Raw genomic sequence first — 20,467 nt, forward strand, 5'->3', positions numbered from 1 at the left:
TCCGGCCGACAAGACGACAGTCAGGCGACTTTTCCATAAGCATAGAGAGATTGCAATGCATACATGCACTGTGCTCAAGTGCATGCATTAACATAAAATGGCGAGATGTTGAGCTGACAGCGAAATCCCTTACAGGGGATAAAATATTCTTACATTTAGATAGTTACAGTTAACGATCGTAATCTTCTTCCATTCTGCGTTCTTCGTCTTCTAACTGACGCCGTTCTTGATCAAGCTGGCGCTGACGGTCATCCAGTTGGCGACGTCGATCTTCAAACTGGCGGCGGCGATTATCATATTGCCTGCGCCGGTCGTCACTCATCTGGCGCTGCCAGCTTTCATCACGGGAATCATCATAATCCCGCCCGTTGTCCGGTTTGTATGCGTCGTTTATCGCCTGCTGAATATTACCAATGGCGTCATCGATAATATCCGCCTGCGCCGATACGGTGGTCAGCATCAGCAAACTAAAAAGAAGGAATGTCGCGGAGCGTTGCATAAAACCAGCCTCATCAAGAAACTCGCCCCACGGTAACCAAAGCGTATTTGCGCGGGTAGCGGAGGAATCTCAATTACGCGAATGCCGCAGCGCCTGCGCCAGCTCTCCCCGGGTAAAAGGCTTACGCAATAGTGCCACATCCGGCAGCGCCGGGTTATGCGCCGGGCGTAAATCCTGACCGCTCATCAGCAGGATGGACAACTGCGGATAATGTGCCTGGGCATGGTTAACCACATCCACGCCGCTTAAACCACCTGGCAGCATTAAGTCGCTGATAAAAATATCAATCTCGGATGAAGCCGCCAGCATATGCATCGCCTGTTCGCCGTTGGCGGCCTCTAACGTCAGGTAGCCCAGCAGGTGTAATTGCTCGCACAACGTCTGGCGTACATCGTCCTCATCCTCGAGCACCAACACCAGTTTTTCATCGTTAGTCGTTGTGTGTTGCGCTACCGCTTCCACTTGAGCCTGCACCGGAACAACGGCGCGAGGCAGTTGCAGCCGGACAGTCGTTCCCTGCCCGGGGGCGCTTTCAATCTCCACCCGGCCACCGGACTGGCGCACAAAACCGTAAACCATCGACAGCCCCAGCCCACTGCCGCTGCCGGTCTGTTTGGTGGTGAAAAAGGGCTCGAAGACCTGCGCTTTCACTGCCTGCGACATCCCACTTCCCTGGTCGGCTACCTCCAGCATCACCATGTCCTGCTTACGCCCATCGCTGCGCGTAACCCGTTGATTCCAGGTACGGATTTTTATCGTGCCCGCCTGCCCGTCCATGGCGTCACGGGCGTTCATCACCAGATTGATAATGGCGTTTTCTAGTTGGCTGACGTCAATCCACGCGGGCCAGGCAGGCGACTGGGCTTCAATCTCCAGCGTCAATGTGGCCGGAAGAGAGTGGCGCATCAGTTCGCCCAGGTTTTCCAGCAGCGTTTTCAGCTCCACCGCATGAGGGTGCAATGACTGTTTGCGCGAAAAGGCCAGCAGCCGTTGGGTAAGCAGCGCCCCGCGCTCGGCGGCTTTTAGCGCCCGATTGACCCGTGGTGCGTCGGGAGAATCCGGATCCACCAAATCCAGGCTGCCAATAATCACCGCCAGCAGGTTATTAAAATCATGGGCTAATCCGCCCGTCAGTTGCCCTACCGCCTTCAGCTTTTGGCTATGCAATAGCGCTTCCTCCAACCCCTGACGCTCGGTGCGGTCGATTTCCATCTGCGTGGTTTTTTCTTTCAGCAGCCGGGTCGTGTGCTCCAGCGACGCGGTATTGCGGGCAAAGACGCTAAAGGCGCGGGCCAGCTCGCCCAGCTCATCGCGCCGCTGCAGGGCCGGGACACTGACGTCTGATTCACCGTGCGCCAGTCGGGTCATCGCCCGCGAAATGGCCGTTAGGTTGGAGCCGAGATTACGGTAGATATACCACCCGGCAAAACCGGTGATCACCACCGCCAGCAGTGCAAACACTAAAATAAACAACGCGCCGGATTGCAGTTCCTGATGGCTTTGCGCCACCCGCTGCTCTGAGATCAGCGCCACCTGCGAGGCATACTGGTTGATATCGCTGTTGAGGATCGCCACCAACGCTTTGATGTGGAACATATACCAATTGATGGCCAAATCACTTTGCTCCAGCGCGGAGGAGAGCGGCTCCAGCTTATGCAGCTCCTGGTTGAAGTCGTTGAGGATACCGCTAATCAGCGGATTGGCATGCAGCAAGGGAAGAGCGGGCATCACTGCATCCAGTTGTTTCACCACCGAACGCGGCGTGGGCGTGTCGATGGCGGCAACAATTAAGCGGTCCATCTGCCCCAGCAGCACATCGTCCTGCGCGCCGGTGAGCTTTTGCAGATGACGTAAATAGCTTTGATTTTGATACAGCGAACTGAGCAGCGCGTTACGTTCCAGGTGCCGCCGCTGACCGCGCTGCAACATACCTTCTACGCTGCTTTGTAACTCCTGGCTGCGCTGGATAATTCGCTCGACCAGCACCGGCTCCTGCTGTGCCAGCGGCGCGGTAGCCAGTTGTTCCAGTGACTGCTTCAGCGCCCTTTGCGTCTCCTGCAGCCGCTCCGCTTCCCCTTTGTATTCCAGCGCCCCGACTACCTGCGACAGCCGCACCGCCGCTGTCGCGACGTTCGCCGTATCCCGTGCCAGGTTCATGCTGCCGGTCATGTCGTCAACGGTTTGCTGCTGCACCTGCTCCTGGATCTGGCTTGCGTGCTGAAACCCCAGCACCGCCACGCCGCTCACCATCAGCGTGACCGCCACCACCAGCAGATTGAAGAACAGCAATCGTCCACGCGCACTGGCGAAAAAGTGACGTCCCGGTTGCGGCATATCACGCTCCGTGAAGAAAAATCGCAATATGACAAATATGAACGGCTTCTGACATTTTGCATTTACATTCCTGTGATGGACTGCTGATATCGGCCACCCCACAGGAGATCCGCCATGAGCAGGACACCGGTTCTGGAGATGCGCAACATTGCTAAAGCGTTTGGCAAATTTTACGCGCTGAAAGGGGTCGATTTAACGGTCTGGCCGCGCGAGATTCATGCCCTGATGGGCGAGAACGGTGCGGGGAAAAGCACCCTGATGAAGATCCTCGCGGGCGCCTATACCGCCACCAGCGGTGAAATCCTGATTGACGGTCAGCCGTTTCACATTCGCGGTCCCAAAGATGCGCTGAGCGCAGGCATCACGCTGATTTATCAGGAGATGCAGCTCGCGCCGAACCTGACGGTGGCAGAAAATATCTTTCTTGGCAGCGAGCTGTCGCGCGGCGGTCTGGTCCAGCGTAAAGAGATGGTCATGCAGTCACAGAAAGTCATCGATCGACTCGGCGCCCAGTTTAAGGCCAGCGACCGTGTGATGACGTTGACCATCGCCGAACAGCAGCAGGTTGAAATTGCCCGTGCCCTGCACCGTAACAGCCGCATTCTGGTGATGGATGAACCCACCGCCGCCCTCTCCTCACGTGAAACCCACCGCCTGTTTGAACTGATCATGCGCCTGCGCGATGAGGGGATGGCGATTATCTACATCAGCCACCGCATGGCGGAAGTGTACGAACTCTCCGATCGCGTCAGCGTCCTGCGCGACGGGCAATATGTTGGCAGCCTGACCCGCGACAAACTCAACGCCTCGGAGCTAGTGCGCATGATGGTGGGCCGTCCGTTGAGCGACCTGTTCAACAAAGAGCGCGACATTCCCTTAGGTAAAGCACGCCTCAACGTCCATCACCTTACCGACGGCCATAAAGTCCAGCCGTGCAGCTTGCTGGTGCGTTCCGGGGAGATCGTCGGCCTGGCCGGGTTAGTTGGCGCCGGGCGTTCTGAACTGGCGCAGCTGATTTTTGGCGTGCGCAAAGCCATCGGCGGCATGATTGAAGTGGACGGTGAACCGGTGGTGATCCACTCCCCGCGCGAAGCAATTGACCACGGCATTGGCTTTCTGACGGAAAACCGCAAAGAGCAGGGATTATTTTTAGAGCTGGCAGCGGCAGAAAACATCACCATGGCAACGCTGGAACGTGACGCGAACTGGGGCATGCTCGATCGCAAAAAGGCGCAGGCGATTTCTGATGACGCCATCAAATTGCTCAATATTCGCGTCCCGCATGCCCAGGTCCGCGCAGGCGGCTTGTCCGGCGGCAACCAGCAAAAGCTGCTGATTTCGCGCTGGGTGGCGATCGGGCCACGCATTTTGATCCTCGATGAACCGACGCGCGGCGTGGACGTCGGCGCCAAAAGCGAGATCTACCGGATCATGAACGATATGGCGCGCAAAGGCGTGGCGATCCTGATGATCTCCAGCGAACTACCGGAAGTGGTCGGGATGAGCGACCGCGTGTACGTCATGCGCGAAGGCAGTATTGCCGGCGAGCTGAACGGACAAAGTATTACCCAGGAAAATATTATGACGCTGGCAACCGGCGTGAACGACTCCCATCATCAGGCGGTGCCCCATGAATAATCCAACCACTCCCCAGCAGGTGGCGAAATCCGCCTCCGCAAAAAAAATGCTGATGAGCGATCTGATGCAAACGGTCGGTATCTTACCGATTCTCATCCTGATAGTGGCGGTGTTTGGCTTTATCGCGCCTAACTTTTTTACCGAAAGCAACCTGCTGAATATTACCCGCCAGGCGTCGATCAACATCGTGCTGGCCGCTGGCATGACCTTCATTATTTTAACCGGCGGCATCGATCTTTCGGTTGGTTCGATTCTCGGCACCACCGCAGTGGCAGCGATGGTGGTTTCGCTGATCCCGGAGTTTGCCATGCTGTCAGTCCCTGCCGCACTGTTGCTCGGCATGGTGCTGGGGTTGTTTAACGGCGCGCTGGTCGCTTTTGCCGGCCTGCCGCCGTTTATCGTCACGCTTGGAACCTATACGGCGCTGCGCGGCGCGGCCTATCTGCTGGCGGACGGCACCACGGTGATTAACTCCAACATCAGCTTTGAGTGGATCGGCAACAACTATCTCGGTCCGGTTCCGTGGCTGGTGGTCATTGCGCTGGCGGTGGTGGTGGTGTGCTGGTTCATTCTTAGGCGCACAACGCTCGGCGTTCATATCTATGCGGTTGGCGGCAATATGCAGGCCGCGCGCTTAACCGGGATCAAAGTGTGGCTGGTGCTGCTGTTCGTCTACGGCATGAGCGGTTTGCTCTCAGGTCTTGGCGGGGTGATGAGCGCCTCGCGACTGTACAGCGCCAATGGCAACTTAGGTATGGGTTACGAACTGGACGCCATCGCGGCGGTGATCCTCGGCGGCACCAGCTTTGTTGGCGGGATCGGCACCATCACCGGCACGCTGGTGGGGGCGTTGATCATTGCCACGCTCAATAACGGCATGACGCTGATGGGCGTCTCCTATTTCTGGCAATTGGTGATCAAAGGGGCGGTGATCATCATAGCGGTGCTGATCGACAAATACCGTACCCGACACCATCAAAGTGTATAGACAAGCTTACTGGCCTACTCATTCGTAGGCCTGATAAGCGCAGCGCCATCAGGCGTATAACAACAATACCCTACGTGAGGAAACGAGTATGCGTTTGAAGCCATTAGTGACCGCGCTCTGTGCTGGCGCCCTGCTTGCTGCAGCTCCATTTGTGCAGGCAAAAGAACTGAAATCCATCGGCGTTACGGTGGGCGATCTGGCCAACCCGTTCTTCGTGCAGATCACCAAAGGCGCGGAGCTGGAAGCACGCAAACTGGCAGGTGATAGCGTTAAAGTCACGCTGGTTTCCAGCGGCTACGATCTGGGGCAACAGGTGTCGCAAATCGACAACTTTATTGCCGCCAAAGTCGACATGATTATCCTTAACGCCGCCGACTCCAAAGGCATCGGCCCGGCGGTTAAACGCGCGAAAGACGCCGGGATCGTGGTGGTTGCCGTTGACGTAGCGGCGGAAGGCGCAGACGCGACCATTACTTCCGATAACACTCAGGCAGGCGAAATGGCCTGTAAATACATTACCGACCGTCTGAAAGGGAAAGGCAACGTCGTCATCATCAACGGGCCGCCGGTTTCCGCCGTCCAGAACCGTGTGGAAGGCTGCCAGACTGAGTTTAAACGCCACCCGGACATCAAGGTACTGTCGCATAACCAAAACGCCAAAGGCAGTCGCGAAGGCGGGCTGGAGATCATGACCGCGTTGCTGGCGGCGAATCCGAAGATCGACGGCGTATTCGCCATTAACGATCCCACGGCGATCGGCGCCGATCTGGCGGCAAAACAGGCGCAGCGTAGCGAATTCTTTATTGTCGGCGTAGATGGATCCCCAGACGGTGAAGAAGCGCTGAAGCGCGAAAACTCACTATTTGTGGCGACTCCGGCACAAGATCCGCAGGTGATGGCTGCCAAAGCAGTTGAAATCGGCTATGACATATTGCAGGGGAAACCCGCCCCGAAAGAACCCGTGCTGATCCCAGTGACGATGATCGATAAAAACAACGTCGGCAGTTATAAGGGTTGGACGGTTAAATAGCCCGCCACAACAACGCCGGTTGGCGGCAAAGATGCCTTATCCGGTCTACAAAATCGCTATGAATTTGTAGGCCGGATAAGCGCGGCACCATCCGGCATTATATTAAGGAGGATTCTGCCGATGAAACGCTCCGCAATAAACGAGATCCTTGGTCACACGCGCCAGTTTTTCTCTCAGCACGACGTGCATCTCCCCCCTTTTGCCAGCTTCCCCCCGACCCAATGGCGCAAGCTTGATGCCGCTGCCTGGAGCGAAGTGTTCGACCTTAAGCTCGGTTGGGATGTCACCGCGTTTGGCGGCAACAATTTCGCCGCGCAAGGATTAACGCTGTTCACCCTGCGTAATGGTTCGCCGAAAGGCATGCCTTACGAGAAATGCTACGCCGAGAAAATCATGCATGTTCGCGATGCACAGGCCACGCCGATGCATTTTCACTGGCGCAAACGCGAAGACATTATCAATCGCGGCGGCGGCAATCTCATTGTAGAACTGTGGAATGCAGGGATCCGCGAGCAAACGGAAGACAGCGACGTTAGCGTGGTAATTGACGGCTGCCGGCAAACCCATACCGCAGGCAGTCAACTGCGCCTGACGCCGGGTGAAAGCATATGCCTGCCGCCGGGCCTGTATCACAGCTTCTGGGCGGAAGAAGGTTTTGGCGACGTGCTGGTTGGCGAGGTCTCTTCTGTTAATGACGACGACCACGACAACCATTTTCTGCAACCGATTTCCCGCTACAACGACATTGAAGAAGACGAACCGGCGCTGCTGGTACTGTGTAACGAATATCGCCTGTTCCGCTAACCAAGGAGCACATTATGCCGTTGATCTCACTCGCTGATGGCCTTGCCCATGCCCGCGAGCACCGCTATGCCTTAGGGGCGTTTAACGTTCTGGATTCACATTTCCTGCGCGCGTTGTTTGCCGCAGCAAAGCAAGAACGTTCGCCGTTTATTATCAACATTGCCGAGGTGCATTTTAAATATATCTCGCTAGATTCTCTGGTCGAAGCGGTCAAATTCGAAGCCGCGCGGCATGACATTCCGGTAGTGCTGAATCTTGACCACGGCCTGCACTTTGAGTCGGTGGTGCGAGCGTTACGCTTAGGTTTCAGCTCAGTGATGTTCGATGGCTCCACGCTGGAGTACGAAGAAAATATCCGTCAGACCCGTGAAGTGGTGAAGATGTGCCACGCCGTCGGCGTGTCGGTGGAAGCTGAGTTGGGCGCAGTCGGTGGCGATGAAGGCGGTGCGCTGTACGGTCATGCCGACGAATCACTGTTTACCGACCCAATGCTGGCGCGTGATTTCGTTGACAGAACCGGGATTGACGCGCTGGCGGTCGCCATTGGCAACGCCCACGGCAAATATAAAGGCGAACCGCTGCTCGACTTCCCGCGTCTGGACGCCATTCGCCAGCAGGCGGCAATCCCGCTGGTACTGCACGGTGGCTCCGGCATCAGCGACGACGATTTCAAGCGCGCAATTGAACTCGGCATTCACAAAATCAACTTCTATACCGGCATGTCGCAGGCGGCGCTGTCGGCAGTGGAGACGCGGATGGCGAATCGTCAGCCCTTATACGACGAATTCGCTGAACTGCTGCTCGGCATTGAGGAAGCCATTACCGATACCGTTTCAGAACAGATGCGCATTTTTGGCAGCGCGGGACGGGTCTGATGGAACGCAAAGGCGTTATCGCCGCAGGCAACATGCTGGTCGATCATGTGCATCAAATTGTGCAGTGGCCGGAACGCGGCTGGTTGGCGGAAATCACCCGTAGCGAACGCGCCACGGGCGGTGCGCCGCTTAATGTGCTGCTAACGCTGGCAAAAATGCACACTGGGCTGCCGTTGCAGGCGGTGGGGTTAATCGGTCAGGACAGCGATGGCGACTACATCATGGCGATGCTGGAGCAGTATCACGTTAATCGCCAACACGTGCAGCGCACGACATTCGCGCCCACGTCAATGTCGCAGGTGATGACCGATCCCAGCGGTCAGCGCACCTTTTTCCACTCGCCGGGCGCCAACAGACTGCTGGATTTGCCCGCTTTTGAGCAACTGGATACCTCGATGAAAATCTTCCATCTGGGATATCTGCTGCTGCTCGACAGTCTGGACATGCCGGATGAGGAGTACGGGACGCGTAGCGCAAGGCTGCTGGCGCAAATGCGCGACAACGGCTTTGAAACGTCGTTGGATCTGGTCTCACGCAAGGGCGACCCGCGCTACCAACCACTGGTGATGCCAGCCTTGCGCCATCTCGATTATCTGGTGATTAACGAGCTGGAAGCCGGAGAATTTAGCGGGCTGGAGATCCGCCAGCCCAACAGCGAGCTGCATATCCCGCATATCGCTACCGCCGCGCGCGAATTATTGGATGCAGGCGTACGCCAGCGGGTGGTTATTCACTGTCCGGAGGGTGCCTGGGGTGAAGCGCCGGATCTGCCGGGCGTCTGGATCCCGTCGCAGTACCTGGCGCAGGAGGAGATCGTTGGCAGCGTCGGGGCGGGTGATGCGTTTTGCGCCGGATTTTTGTATGGCTGTCATGAGCGCTGGTCGCTGACGGACAGCGTCAGGTTGGCACACGCCTGTGCGCGGGCAAGCTTGCTGTGCGCCAATGCGATAGACGGCGCGAAGACGCTGGCAGAGCTAAAAGCAGAAATGGTTGACGCCTGATGCGCTGCGCTTATCAGGCCTACGACCGCATCCGGCAAGTGCACACGATCACGCCGCCTTATCGTGATGCTGCACGTCAGCGGCAAACACATAACCCAACCCGCGCAGGGTTTTGATCAACATCGGTTGATGCGGGTTAATCTCTATTTTTCGCCGCAAGCGCATGATTAACACGTCAATGGTGCGGTCAAACACCTCAACACTGTCGCTACGCGTCAGCTCCAGCAGTTGTTCCCGGCTCAGCACCCGGCGGGCATTTTGGGCCAGCGCCAACAGCAGGCTGTATTCCCCCTGCGTCAGGTCCACCTTCAATTGCTGAGGATTACGAAGCTGGCAACCGGCGGTATCGAGATGCCAGCCATTGAAAGAAAGCCCCGTGGTCTGTGGCCCGCCGCTTTCTGCCGTTAACACGCCAACGCGTCTGAGCACCGCCTTTACCCGAGCCACCAGCACCCGCGCATTGAACGGTTTACCGATATAGTCGTCAGCGCCCATTTCCAGCCCGACCACCACATCCGACTCGCTACCAAGCCCGGTCAGCATCACCACCGGTAATCCGGGCCTCATCTTTTGCACCTGCTGCAGCACCATCAGACCGTTGATGTCGGGCAACATCATATCCAGCAATACCAGCGCGATCTCCGGATGAGTCTCAATGCAGCGCAACGCCTCCTGTCCGGTGTGACAAGCGGTCACCGCAAAGACGTGTTCGTTCAGCACATCCTGTAAAAGCGAGCAGACTGCCACGTCATCATCCACAACCAGAACAACGGGTTTCATCATTCGACTCCGTCCACTTCGTTATCATCTTATTGTGAGTAATATCAGGCGAAGTGAAAGAGCACACATGATCTATCTGATAAAAATATAATCCTTGTCACACTATTCAGTAAACATAATAGGTTTTCCTCTGCTCAGCACTTTGGGCACAAATACCTAATAAGAATAACTACGCAGATCACACTTCCTTTCTTTAAAATAAACCATTCGAACTTATGATAATGACAAAATTAAAGCAGCGACATTTACCATTTTAATAAATTCACAGTACATATGATAAATGGAGATTCATATGAATAAATCTCAGCCGTTCCGCCTGAGCAGGATTTTTATTGCATTGGTCGCGACTACCGGAATATTAGTTAATCCTGTACTTGCCAGTGAGTTATCCCAACCAGCGTCACAATATACAAAGCAACAGAATCAACATTATTTAACATCATTACCTTTTGCCGATCGCCAGGATTTTGACGATGCGCAGCGTGGTTTTATCGCACCACTGCCTAACCAAGGTATTCTTAAAAATGCCGACGGAAAACCCTTTTATCGCGCAGAAGATTATAAGTTTGATATCAATGCCCCTGCACCAGAAACAGTAAACCCCAGCTTATGGCGACAGTCGCAGATCAACGGTATTTCGGGCTTGTTTAAAGTCACTGAACGGATGTATCAGGTACGCGGCCAGGATATTTCCAATATCACTTTTATCGAAGGTGATACAGGTATTATCGTTATCGACCCATTGGTTACCGCTGGGGCAGCAAAAGCCAGCCTGGACCTCTACTATCAACATCGTCCGCAAAAACCGATTGTTGCCGTTATTTATACCCATAGCCATACCGATCACTATGGCGGTGTGAAAGGCATTGTCTCTGAAAATGACGTGATATCTGGCAAAGTGCAGATTCTCGCCCCGGCAGGCTTTATGGAAGAAGCCATCAGCGAAAACGTATTGCTGGGCAATATTATGAGTCGCCGTGCTCTGTTCTCCTACGGCCTGCTTCTGCCTCGTAACCCACAAGGAAATATCGGCAACGGTCTGGGCGTCACGCTGACAACAGGTCTACCGACCATCATTGCCCCAACCCAATCAATCATCAAAACCGGTGAGAAAAAAGTCATCGACGGCCTGGAGTTCGATTTCCTGATGGCGCCAGGCAGCGAGGCGCCTTCCGAAATGCACTTATATATTCCGGCGCTCAAAGCGCTCTGTACGGCAGAAAATACGACGCACACGCTGCATAACTTCTATACGCTACGCGGTGCAAAAACACGCGATACCAGCAAATGGACCGAGTATCTGAACGAAACACTTGATATGTGGGGCAGCCAGGCAGAAGTGTTGTTTATGCCGCATACCTGGCCCGTCTGGGGTAATCAGCATATTAACGACTATATCGGTAAATATCGCGACACCATCAAGTATATCCACGATCAAACTCTGAATATGGCTAACCAAGGCTATACGATGAATGAGATTGGCAACATGATTCAACTACCACCAACGCTCGCCAATAACTGGGCCAGTCGTGGCTACTACGGTTCGGTCAGCCATGACGCGCGTGCGGTCTACAACTTCTACCTCGGCTACTTCGACGGCAACCCGGCAAATCTGGATCCTTACGGACAGACAGATATGGGTAAACGCTACGTCAAAGCGTTGGGTGGTGCAAAACAGACCATTGAGCTGGCTCAGGAAGCCTATGACAAGGGTGATTATCGCTGGACGTCAGAACTGCTCAAGCACGTGATTTCCGCTGAACCAGACAACCAGGCGGCTAAGAATCTGCAAGCGAATGCGTTTGAACAACTGGGCTATCAGGCCGAGTCCGCCACCTGGCGCGGTTTCTACCTCACCGGCGCGAAAGAACTGCGTGAAGGCGTGCGTAAATTTACACACGGCACCACCAATTCTCCGGACACCATCAACGGCATGAGCGTAGAAATGCTGCTCGATTACATGGCCGTTCGTCTGGACAGTGAGAAAGCATCAGGTAAACACATCAGCCTGAACTTCAACCTGGACAAAGGCGAGAACCTGAATCTGACGCTCAACAACAGCGTGCTCAATCATCGTCAGACCCTGCAACCAGATGCCGACACCTCATTCTATATCAGCCGTACAGATCTGCACGACGTGCTGACAGGCCAGGTGAAAATGAGCGATCTGGTACACGCGAAGAAAGTCAAAGTGATTGGCAAAGCCGCGAAGTTGGATGAAGTGATAGCGATGCTGGATCAATTTGATTTGTGGGTTAATGTCGTTACACCCAATTAATAACAAGCCGCTTCCAGAGATATTTTCAATCTCTGGAAGCATATTTATTCACACAACAATGTGCAATCGCAAAAACAATAGAATAAATAAATGAATTATGAACTCGGTGGGCATGCAAAGATATTTTATCTCGTTAAAAAATTGCCATACTGCTGACGCTTTATATTCACTCAGGATATTGTTCGCGATAAACAGGATGTATTTTGTTATGCAAACGGTTAACTCCAGCATTGTGATACCGCTGAGAATAATAGGCTGGTTCCTCTCGCTGCCATTATTAACAGGATGCAACTTCTCTACCGCCATTCCGGTCATCGGTGCTTACTATCCCGACTGGCTGTTCTGCCTTATTGGCGGCGTCATCCTGACACTCATAACCCGAAAAGTTATTCTGCATAAATATAGCGGATTGGCCTTTATCGGGATTATTTATACCGCCCTTTTTGCCCTCTACTCCATGCTGTTCTGGCTGGTATTTTTCTAACTTATTTTGAGACGCCCCTATGGAAAGCTCGTCGAAAAAAGCTCCGCGTAACAAACTTCCCGCGCTGATGCTGGTGGTACTTGCGCTGATTATTTTGGTCTTCGTCATCTGGAAACTGGATAGCTCACCCGCGACCAATGACGCCTACGCCTCAGCCGACACCATTGATGTCGTGCCAGAAGTCAGTGGTCGCATTGTCGAACTGGCTGTTTCCGATAACCAGCAGGTCAAGCAAGGTGATGTGCTGTTTCGTATCGATCCCCGTATCTATGAAGCGAATCTGGCAAAAGCACAATCGTCCCTCGCCGCTCTGGATAAACAGATCATGCTGACCCAGCGCAGCGTAGATGCACAACAATATGGTGCTGACTCCGTACGGGCTACGGTAGAAAAAGCGCGAGCAGCCGCTAAGCAAGCCAGCGATACTCTGCGCCGTACCGAACCACTACTGACGGAAGGTTTTGTCTCCGCGGAAGATGTTGATCGCGCCAGAACGGCACAACGCGCCTCAGCGGCAGATCTTAATGCGGTGTTATTACAGGCGCAGCAGGCTGCCAGCGCGGTGAGTGGCGTTGATGCCCTGGTAGCTCAGCGCATCGCCGTAGAAGCCGATATCGCCCTGACCAAACTACATCTTGAAATGGCAACAGTACGCGCACCCTTCGATGGCCGCGTGGTGGCATTAAAAACCTCCGTCGGGCAGTTTGCTTCCGCCATGCGACCCATTTTTACCCTGATTGACACCCGTCACTGGTACGTAATCGCCAATTTTCGCGAAACAGAGCTGAAAAATATCCATGCAGGCACACCAGCCAATGTTCGCCTGATGAGCGACAGCGGCAAAGTGTTTGTCGGTAAAGTGGATTCAATCGGCTACGGTGTATTACCTGATGATGGCGGTATGGTGCTGGGCGGTTTGCCGCGTGTTTCCCGCTCTATCAACTGGGTTCGCGTTGCCCAACGCTTCCCGGTAAAAATCGTGGTAGATAAACCGGATGAAGAGATGTTTCGCATCGGCGCATCGGCGGTTGCTACCCTTGAGCCACAGAAATGAAAGCACTTAACTGTTTGCCTCTGCCACTGGTCAGGCTATTGGCGTTTTTTCACGAAGAATTAAGCGAACAACGTCCCGGAAGACTCCCACAAATCATGCAGCTCTGGGCGGGTTGCCTGCTGGTGGTACTGATCTCGATGACCTATGAGATCCCCTTCCTGGCGCTTTCGCTTGCCGTACTCTTTTATGGTATCCAGTCCAATGCTTTCTATACCAAATTCGTGGCGATTCTCTTCGTCGTCGCCACAGCATTAGAGATAGGTAGTTTATTTCTGATCTACAAATGGTCTTATAGCTACCCTCTGGTCCGTCTGATCATTGCCAGCCTGATCGTTCTGGCCTGCATGTTCCTGATGCGAACCCATCGTCTGGGGCTGGTTTTCTTTGCCGTGTCGATTGTTGCAATATACGGGCAATCTTTCCCCGGCATGCTCGACTACCCCGAGGTCGTCGTTCGCCTGACGTTATGGTGCATCGTCGTTGGTCTGTACCCCACGCTACTGATGACGCTGATCGCCGTTTTGTGGTTTCCCAGCCGCGCTGTCAACCAAATGCGCGAAGCCCTGCGTGCCAGGCTGGGTGATGCCCTCAATTACCTGACGGCACCGACAACACCGCTTGCGGAAAAATACATCGAACGAGAAGTGCTGGCGCTGCAAAAGCTGAACATCTTTTGTCTGGCAGATGACGCAGACTGGCGAGAAAAAAGTGCCTGGTGGCAGGCTTGCGTTGCCACAACCACCTATCTGTACACTACGCTCAATCGCTACGATTTCACGGCACATAACCCGGCAACCCGCGATCTCCAGCAGAAACTGTGCCGTGAAATAACCGCACTGCAAGATGCGGTTGCTCGAGGTATGCCCTGGCAAAGTGAATGGGAACTCAGTCAGGCAGAAGCCGCAACGGCCCGCGAATGCGGCCTGGAACCCCTGTGCCAAACCCTGCTACAGCTTGGTCACATGGACCCTAATACGCCGCCAGCTCCTGTCGCTAAATCGCCCTCAATGGTATCTGACGCGTTCACCAACCCAGGCTATATTCGCTACGCGTTAAAAACACTGCTGGCATGTCTGATTTGCTATGTCTTTTACTCCGGTACCGACTGGGAAGGCATTCACACCTGTATGCTGACCTGCATTATTGTCGCGAACCCCAGTATCGGCTCGTCATACCAGAAGATGGCACTGCGCTTCGGCGGAGCATTTTTCGGCGCAATTCTGGCCCTGCTGATGACGATTTTTGTCATGCCCTGGCTGGACAATATCGTCGAACTTCTCCTGGTGCTGGCGCCACTTTTCCTGATGGGTGCCTGGATTGCCACCGGTTCAGAACGTTCCTCTTATATCGGAACCCAAATGGTCGTCACCTTCGCGCTGGCAACACTTGAAAACGTCTTTGGCCCAACCTACGACCTGGTGGAAATCCGCGATCGCGCCTTCGGCATTTTGATCGGCACTCTTGTTTCCGCGGTGATCTACACCTTTGTCTGGCCGGAAAGCGAAGCCAAAGCGCTGCCACAAAAACTGGCAAGCTCGCTGGGACTGCTCAGCAAATTACTGCGGATCCCGCGTCAGCAGGATGCTGTTCTCATGCGCACTTATCTTCAGATGCGTATTGGTCTCCATGCGACGTTTAACGCCTGTGATGAAATGTGCGAGAGGGTCGCGCTGGAACGCCAACTCCCCGGCGATGAACGCATAGCGCTTATTCAACGTAGTCAGCGCGTTATTCACCTGGGCCGTGACATTCTCTATACCTGGGATACCACCCGAAATGACGCCCCGACGCTGGATAACGCGGTATTGCTGGAGAGCGCAACACACCTGGCCGATGCGCTGGAAAAATACGCAGCCGACCTGGCAACAGCATCCAGCCTTCCGCCGTCGATTGAAAACCTGTCCCCATCTCAAGACATTTTACCAACGTTACCCAAACAGGAGCGCTGCATCATACAGCAGATAACCTGTTTACCCGACTGGACTCACCCGACGCTAATACCAGCAAGCGAGCAGGAGCAAGGAACCTCCCAATAATGAACCGATATCTCCCTCGATTACTCCTCTGCGGCATACTCAGCGGCGCAACGGTCCTTTCCGGCTGTGCACTGATCCGCAAAGATTCTGCACCACATCCGCAATTACAGCCTGAGCAGATCTCACTGGCTAAAGACATTCATCTGGCAAGCTCAGGATGGCCACAGGCACAGTGGTGGCGGCAGTTTAACGACCCACAGCTAAACTCGCTTATTGAAGCAACGCTGTCTGGCTCCCATAACCTCGCCGAAGTGAAGCTGCGTGAAGAGAAAGCGCAGTCGCAGACTGAACTGCTGGAAGGGCGTTCTCAGCTCCAGATGGCAGCGCTGGGCATGGTTAACCGCCAGCGAGCGTCTGCCAACGGCTTCCTCGGCCCCTACGCGCTGGATGCGCCACGATTAGGGATGGACGGCCCCTACTACACTGAAGCGACGATTGGTCTGGTCGCCGGACTGGATCTCGACCTGTGGGGCGAGCATCGTTCCGCTGTCGCGGCAGCTATTGGCGCACAAAATGCCGTGATTGCCGAAACCGCAGCAGTGGAACTCTCCCTGACGACCGGCGTCGCGCAGCTGTATTACAGTATGCAAGCCAGCTACCAGATGCTTGATTTGTTGCAGCAGACCCACGATGTTATTGATTATGCCGTGAAGGCCCACCAGAGTAAGGTCGCTCACGGGCTGGAAGCAAAAGTACCGTACCATGGCGCACGTGCGCAATTGCTGGCAGTGGACAAGCAAATCGTCGCGGTTGAAGGACAAATCAAAGAAACTCGGGAATCACTCCGGGCGCTGATCGGTGCCGGCGCAAAAGATCTGCCTGAAATCAAACCGGTCGCACTGCCAACTGTCGATACAGGAATACCCGCAACGCTCTCCTACGACCTGCTTGCCAGGCGTCCGGACTTGCAGGCTATGCGCTGGTATGTGCAGGCTTCGCTGAACCAGGTCGAGGCCGCTCGCGCCCTGTTTTATCCGAGCTTTGATATCAAAGTCTTCTTCGGTTTAGACGCTATCCATATCGATCAACTGTTCAAAAGCACCAGCAGGCAGATCAACTTCATCCCCGGCCTGCGTTTACCGCTGTTTGACGGAGGTCGTCTGAATGCCAATCTGGAAGGCGCCCGCGCAACCAGCAATATGATGATAGAGCGCTACAACCAGTCGGTGCTCAATGCAGTGCGCGATGTCGCGATTAACGGAACACGTCTGCAAACGCTCAATGAACAACGGGTAATGCAGATGGAACGCGTAGATGCCACGCATTACACGCAAGCAGCAGCAGACGCGGCTTACCAGCGAGGCCTGAGCAGTCGCCTGCTGGCAACAGAGGCCAAATTACCCGTGATCGCAGAAGATATGTCGCTCCTGGTCATAGATACCCAACGACTCATGCAGAATATTCAACTCATCAAAGCGCTTGGCGGAGGTTATCAAGCCCCTGCTAACAAGAAGTAGCGTTCTCCGACCTCGCCGCGTGATATCCGTCACGCGGCATTTTCTTTCGTCACGTCAAATATGACGACAGCCTGTTTTTCGTCAGGGTTTTGACCAAAAATCACCCGTAATATCAGGGAATGCCCACAATAAAAAAGTGGCATAGAAGATGCATACTGAGGGCGACAGCGCGTATGCGCGATTTGATTAACTGGAGCGAGACCGATGAAAAAAGTCGTCACGGTTTGCCCATATTGCGCATCAGGTTGCAAAATCAACCTGGTGGTCGATAACGGCAAAATCGTCCGGGCTGAAGCGGCGCAGGGGAAAACCAACCAGGGTACTCTGTGTCTGAAGGGCTACTATGGCTGGGATTTTATCAACGATACCCAGATCCTGACCCCTCGTCTGAAAACCCCAATGATCCGTCGCCAGCGTGGCGGCAAACTGGAATCTGTTTCCTGGGATGAAGCGCTTGATTACGTCGCCACTCGTCTGAGCGCCATCAAAGCGAAGTATGGCCCGGACGCTATTCAGACGACCGGTTCATCTCGCGGTACGGGTAACGAAACCAACTATGTAATGCAAAAATTCGCGCGCGCCGTTATTGGTACCAATAACGTTGACTGCTGCGCTCGCGTCTGACACGGCCCATCGGTTGCAGGTCTGCACCAATCGGTCGGTAACGGCGCAATGAGTAATGCTATCAATGAAATTGATAACACAGATTTAGTGTTCATCTTCGGGTATAACCCGGCGGATTCCCACCCGATCGTGGCGAATCACGTGATTAACGCTAAACGTAACGGGGCGAAAATCATCGTCTGCGATCCGCGCAAAATTGAAACCGCGCGTATTGCCGACATGCACATCGCGTTGAAAAACGGCTCGAACATCGCGCTGCTCAACGCCATGGGTCATGTCATCATCGAAGAAAAACTGTACGACCAGGCGTTCGTCGCCTCCCGTACGGAAGGATTCGAAGAGTACAGCAAGATTGTCGAAGGCTACACGCCGGAGTCCGTCGAAGATATCACTGGCGTTAGCGCGCAGGATATTCGTCAGGCTGCACGTATGTATGCCACGGCAAAAAGCGCGGCTATCCTGTGGGGTATGGGTGTTACCCAGTTCTATCAGGGCGTGGAAACCGTGCGTTCACTGACCAGCCTCGCAATGCTGACCGGCAACCTCGGTAAGCCAAGCGTGGGCGTTAACCCGGTTCGTGGTCAGAACAACGTTCAGGGCGCATGCGATATGGGCGCGCTGCCGGATACCTATCCGGGCTATCAGTACGTTAAGTTCCCGGAAAACCGCGAGAAATTCGCTAAAGCCTGGGGCGTGGAAAGTCTTCCTGCACATACCGGTTATCGCATCAGCGAACTGCCGCACCGTGCTGCGCATGGCGAAGTCCGCGCGGCGTACATCATGGGTGAAGATCCATTACAGACCGATGCTGAACTCTCCGCAGTGCGCAAAGGCTTTGAGGATCTGGAACTGGTCATCGTGCAGGATATCTTCATGACCAAAACCGCCGCTGCCGCAGACGTTATTTTACCGTCTACGTCATGGGGTGAGCATGAAGGCGTATTCTCCGCGGCTGACCGTGGCTTCCAGCGCTTCTTTAAAGCCGTTGAGCCGAAGTGGGATCTGAAAACGGACTGGCAGATTATCAGTGAAATCGCCACCCGTATGGGCTATCCGATGCACTACAACAACACCCAGGAAATCTGGGACGAGTTGCGTCATCTGTGCCCGGATTTCTACGGTGCCACTTACGAGAAAATGGGCGAGCTGGGTTATATCCAGTGGCCTTGCCGCGACACCTCAGAAGCCGATCAGGGGACGTCTTATCTCTTTAAAGAGAAGTTCGACACCCCGAACGGCCTGGCGCAGTTCTTCACCTGCGACTGGGTAGCGCCAATCGACAAACTCACCCCAGAGTACCCAATGGTACTGTCTACGGTGCGTGAAGTCGGCCACTACTCTTGCCGTTCGATGACCGGTAACTGTGCGGCGCTGGCCGCGCTGGCGGATGAACCGGGCTATGCCCAGATCAACACCGCCGACGCAGAACGCCTGGGCATCCAGGACGAAGAACTGGTGTGGGTTAACTCGCGTAAAGGTCGGGTCATTACCCGTGCGGCAGTCAGCGATCGTCCAAACAAAGGCGCGATTTACATGACCTACCAGTGGTGGATTGGCGCATGTAATGAGCTGGTAACCGAGAACTTAAGCCCGATTACCAAAACGCCAGAGTATAAGTACTGTGCCGTTAACGTTGAACGCATTGCCGATCAGCGCGCTGCCGAGCAGTATGTTATTGATGAGTACAACAAGCTGAAAGCCAGTCTGCGCGAAAGCGCGATGGGTTAGTCCGTTTACGTACCTGTTCTGCAACAGCCTCCGCCCGGAGGCTGTTTTTTTATCCATACGATCTCTTTATACTGTTCATTCCGTACCCTAAATAAAACTCAAAATGAAACAACTCATTGCATTGATGTTCTTTATGACATTCTTTGCCCATGCCAGTGATACTGAGCCAGGAAGCCAGTACTTACAGGCCGCTGAGGCAGGGGACCGTCGCGCACAGTACTTTCTTGCCGATACCTGGTTCAGTTCGGGCGATTTGAGCAAAGCCGAGTATTGGGCGCAAAAAGCCGCCGACAATGGCGATGCCGACGCCTGCGCGCTCCTGGCGCAAATCAAAATTACGAATCCGGTCAGTCTGGATTACCCCCAAGCCAAAACGCTGGCGGAAAAGGCAGCCAAAGCGGGCAGTAAAGCGGGAGAACTGACCCTGGCGCGGATTCTGGTCAACACCCAGGCAGGACACACAGATTACCCCAAAGCCATTACCTTGCTGCAAAACGCCTCTGAAGATCTGGAAAATGACTCCGCCGTCGACGCGCAAATGCTGCTCGGGCTGATTTACGCCAACGGCGTGGGGATCCCCGCAGACGATGAAAAAGCGACATGGTATTTCAAACGCAGCTCCGCCATCTCCCGCACCGGTTATTCCGAGTACTGGGCCGGAATGATGTTCTTAAACGGCGAGCAGGGTTTTATCGTGAAGAATAAACAGAAGGCGCTACACTGGCTGAATCTGAGCTGTATGGAAGGGTTCGATACCGGCTGTGAAGAGTTTGAAAAGTTAACAAACGGGTAATGGTTTGCATTGCCGGATGGCGGCATAAACGCCTTATCCGGCCTACAGTTCACCGTCTTCCGTA

At 54.4% G+C, this 20,467-nt stretch carries 16 protein-coding genes; 13 read left to right on the forward strand and 3 right to left on the reverse strand.

Annotated features, from left to right (window positions below; translation table 11 throughout):
* Positions 1 to 169: 169 nt before the first annotated feature.
* Together yjdP and G4551_RS21820 are read right to left on the reverse strand one after the other, a co-directional pair.
* Entirely contained in the window at positions 170 to 499 is a 330-nt protein-coding gene (gene yjdP / locus G4551_RS21815) for a DDRRRQL repeat protein YjdP (RefSeq protein ID WP_003031807.1), read from the reverse strand.
* A 69-nt stretch (positions 500 to 568) separates the two neighbouring features.
* The gene (locus tag G4551_RS21820) at positions 569 to 2,833 is read right to left on the reverse strand and encodes a hybrid sensor histidine kinase/response regulator (protein ID WP_003841097.1); all 2,265 of its coding nucleotides are present in this window, start codon (positions 2,831 to 2,833) and stop codon (positions 569 to 571) included.
* 114 nt (positions 2,834 to 2,947) lie between these two features.
* Here G4551_RS21820 and G4551_RS21825 point away from each other — a divergent pair, with 114 nt between their 5' ends.
* The 6 genes from G4551_RS21825 to G4551_RS21850 all read left to right on the forward strand — a co-directional run bounded on the left by G4551_RS21825 (position 2,948) and on the right by G4551_RS21850 (position 9,169).
* Complete coding sequence (locus G4551_RS21825; RefSeq protein ID WP_003841096.1) at positions 2,948 to 4,471, forward strand: sugar ABC transporter ATP-binding protein; 1,524 nt, start codon at positions 2,948 to 2,950, stop codon at positions 4,469 to 4,471.
* Positions 4,464 to 5,459 (forward strand): ABC transporter permease subunit, encoded by a 996-nt coding sequence (locus tag G4551_RS21830; RefSeq protein WP_003841094.1) that lies wholly within the window; start codon positions 4,464 to 4,466, stop codon positions 5,457 to 5,459. Before G4551_RS21825 ends, G4551_RS21830 begins: the two co-directional genes overlap by 8 nt.
* A gap of 88 nt (positions 5,460 to 5,547) precedes the next feature.
* Positions 5,548 to 6,489, forward strand: coding sequence for an ABC transporter substrate-binding protein (locus tag G4551_RS21835; RefSeq protein ID WP_003826688.1), 942 nt, complete (start codon positions 5,548 to 5,550; stop codon positions 6,487 to 6,489).
* A 120-nt stretch (positions 6,490 to 6,609) separates the two neighbouring features.
* Positions 6,610 to 7,293, forward strand: coding sequence for a D-lyxose/D-mannose isomerase (locus G4551_RS21840; protein ID WP_003841092.1), 684 nt, complete (start codon positions 6,610 to 6,612; stop codon positions 7,291 to 7,293).
* Positions 7,294 to 7,307: 14 nt separating this feature from the next.
* Positions 7,308 to 8,168, forward strand: a complete 861-nt coding sequence (locus tag G4551_RS21845) for a ketose 1,6-bisphosphate aldolase (protein WP_003031787.1) — start codon at positions 7,308 to 7,310, stop codon at positions 8,166 to 8,168.
* Complete coding sequence (locus tag G4551_RS21850) at positions 8,165 to 9,169, forward strand: carbohydrate kinase family protein (protein ID WP_085951598.1); 1,005 nt, start codon at positions 8,165 to 8,167, stop codon at positions 9,167 to 9,169. The genes G4551_RS21845 and G4551_RS21850 overlap by 4 nt, the downstream gene beginning before the upstream one ends.
* Positions 9,170 to 9,217: 48 nt before the next feature.
* Here the strand turns inward: G4551_RS21850 and G4551_RS21855 are convergent, their stop codons facing one another.
* Positions 9,218 to 9,949, reverse strand: coding sequence for a response regulator transcription factor (locus G4551_RS21855; protein WP_003841088.1), 732 nt, complete (start codon positions 9,947 to 9,949; stop codon positions 9,218 to 9,220).
* 292 nt (positions 9,950 to 10,241) lie between these two features.
* Here G4551_RS21855 and G4551_RS21860 point away from each other — a divergent pair, with 292 nt between their 5' ends.
* The 7 genes from G4551_RS21860 to yjcO all read left to right on the forward strand — a co-directional run bounded on the left by G4551_RS21860 (position 10,242) and on the right by yjcO (position 20,403).
* Positions 10,242 to 12,227 carry an alkyl/aryl-sulfatase gene (locus G4551_RS21860; RefSeq protein WP_003841086.1) on the forward strand — a complete coding sequence of 662 codons (1,986 nt, stop codon included), beginning with the start codon at positions 10,242 to 10,244 and terminating at the stop codon, positions 12,225 to 12,227.
* A 208-nt stretch (positions 12,228 to 12,435) separates the two neighbouring features.
* The gene (locus G4551_RS21865; protein ID WP_032938239.1) at positions 12,436 to 12,711 is read left to right on the forward strand and encodes a YtcA family lipoprotein; all 276 of its coding nucleotides are present in this window, start codon (positions 12,436 to 12,438) and stop codon (positions 12,709 to 12,711) included.
* A 19-nt stretch (positions 12,712 to 12,730) separates the two neighbouring features.
* Complete coding sequence (mdtN, locus tag G4551_RS21870; protein WP_003841082.1) at positions 12,731 to 13,765, forward strand: multidrug transporter subunit MdtN; 1,035 nt, start codon at positions 12,731 to 12,733, stop codon at positions 13,763 to 13,765.
* On the forward strand, positions 13,762 to 15,801 hold the full coding sequence (gene mdtO, locus G4551_RS21875; RefSeq protein ID WP_003841081.1) for a multidrug efflux transporter permease subunit MdtO: 2,040 nt from the start codon (positions 13,762 to 13,764) through the stop codon (positions 15,799 to 15,801). The genes mdtN and mdtO overlap by 4 nt, the downstream gene beginning before the upstream one ends.
* Positions 15,798 to 17,258: an MdtP family multidrug efflux transporter outer membrane subunit gene (locus G4551_RS21880; protein WP_032941068.1), complete on the forward strand. Its 1,461-nt coding sequence runs from the start codon at positions 15,798 to 15,800 to the stop codon at positions 17,256 to 17,258. The genes mdtO and G4551_RS21880 overlap by 4 nt, the downstream gene beginning before the upstream one ends.
* A gap of 204 nt (positions 17,259 to 17,462) precedes the next feature.
* Entirely contained in the window at positions 17,463 to 19,610 is a 2,148-nt protein-coding gene (gene fdhF / locus G4551_RS21885) for a formate dehydrogenase subunit alpha (protein WP_080602221.1), read from the forward strand.
* A gap of 103 nt (positions 19,611 to 19,713) precedes the next feature.
* Positions 19,714 to 20,403 carry a Sel1 family TPR-like repeat protein YjcO gene (yjcO, locus tag G4551_RS21890; RefSeq protein ID WP_003031775.1) on the forward strand — a complete coding sequence of 230 codons (690 nt, stop codon included), beginning with the start codon at positions 19,714 to 19,716 and terminating at the stop codon, positions 20,401 to 20,403.
* Positions 20,404 to 20,467: the final 64 nt, after the last annotated feature.

The sequence above is a fragment of the Citrobacter freundii ATCC 8090 = MTCC 1658 = NBRC 12681 genome, assembly GCF_011064845.1.
Classification (GTDB): domain Bacteria; phylum Pseudomonadota; class Gammaproteobacteria; order Enterobacterales; family Enterobacteriaceae; genus Citrobacter; species Citrobacter freundii.

Bases quoted from the DNA above. Each gene is read 5' to 3' on its own strand.
- yjdP (WP_003031807.1), bottom strand. From the start codon at position 499: ATGCAACGCTCCGCGACATTCCTTCTTTTTAGTTTGCTGATGCTGACC.
- G4551_RS21820 (WP_003841097.1), bottom strand. From the start codon at position 2,833: ATGCCGCAACCGGGACGTCACTTTTTCGCCAGTGCGCGTGGACGATTG.
- G4551_RS21825 (WP_003841096.1), top strand. From the start codon at position 2,948: ATGAGCAGGACACCGGTTCTGGAGATGCGCAACATTGCTAAAGCGTTT.
- G4551_RS21830 (WP_003841094.1), top strand. From the start codon at position 4,464: ATGAATAATCCAACCACTCCCCAGCAGGTGGCGAAATCCGCCTCCGCA.
- G4551_RS21835 (WP_003826688.1), top strand. From the start codon at position 5,548: ATGCGTTTGAAGCCATTAGTGACCGCGCTCTGTGCTGGCGCCCTGCTT.
- G4551_RS21840 (WP_003841092.1), top strand. From the start codon at position 6,610: ATGAAACGCTCCGCAATAAACGAGATCCTTGGTCACACGCGCCAGTTT.
- G4551_RS21845 (WP_003031787.1), top strand. From the start codon at position 7,308: ATGCCGTTGATCTCACTCGCTGATGGCCTTGCCCATGCCCGCGAGCAC.
- G4551_RS21855 (WP_003841088.1), bottom strand. From the start codon at position 9,949: ATGAAACCCGTTGTTCTGGTTGTGGATGATGACGTGGCAGTCTGCTCG.
- G4551_RS21860 (WP_003841086.1), top strand. From the start codon at position 10,242: ATGAATAAATCTCAGCCGTTCCGCCTGAGCAGGATTTTTATTGCATTG.
- G4551_RS21865 (WP_032938239.1), top strand. From the start codon at position 12,436: ATGCAAACGGTTAACTCCAGCATTGTGATACCGCTGAGAATAATAGGC.
- mdtN (WP_003841082.1), top strand. From the start codon at position 12,731: ATGGAAAGCTCGTCGAAAAAAGCTCCGCGTAACAAACTTCCCGCGCTG.
- mdtO (WP_003841081.1), top strand. From the start codon at position 13,762: ATGAAAGCACTTAACTGTTTGCCTCTGCCACTGGTCAGGCTATTGGCG.
- yjcO (WP_003031775.1), top strand. From the start codon at position 19,714: ATGAAACAACTCATTGCATTGATGTTCTTTATGACATTCTTTGCCCAT.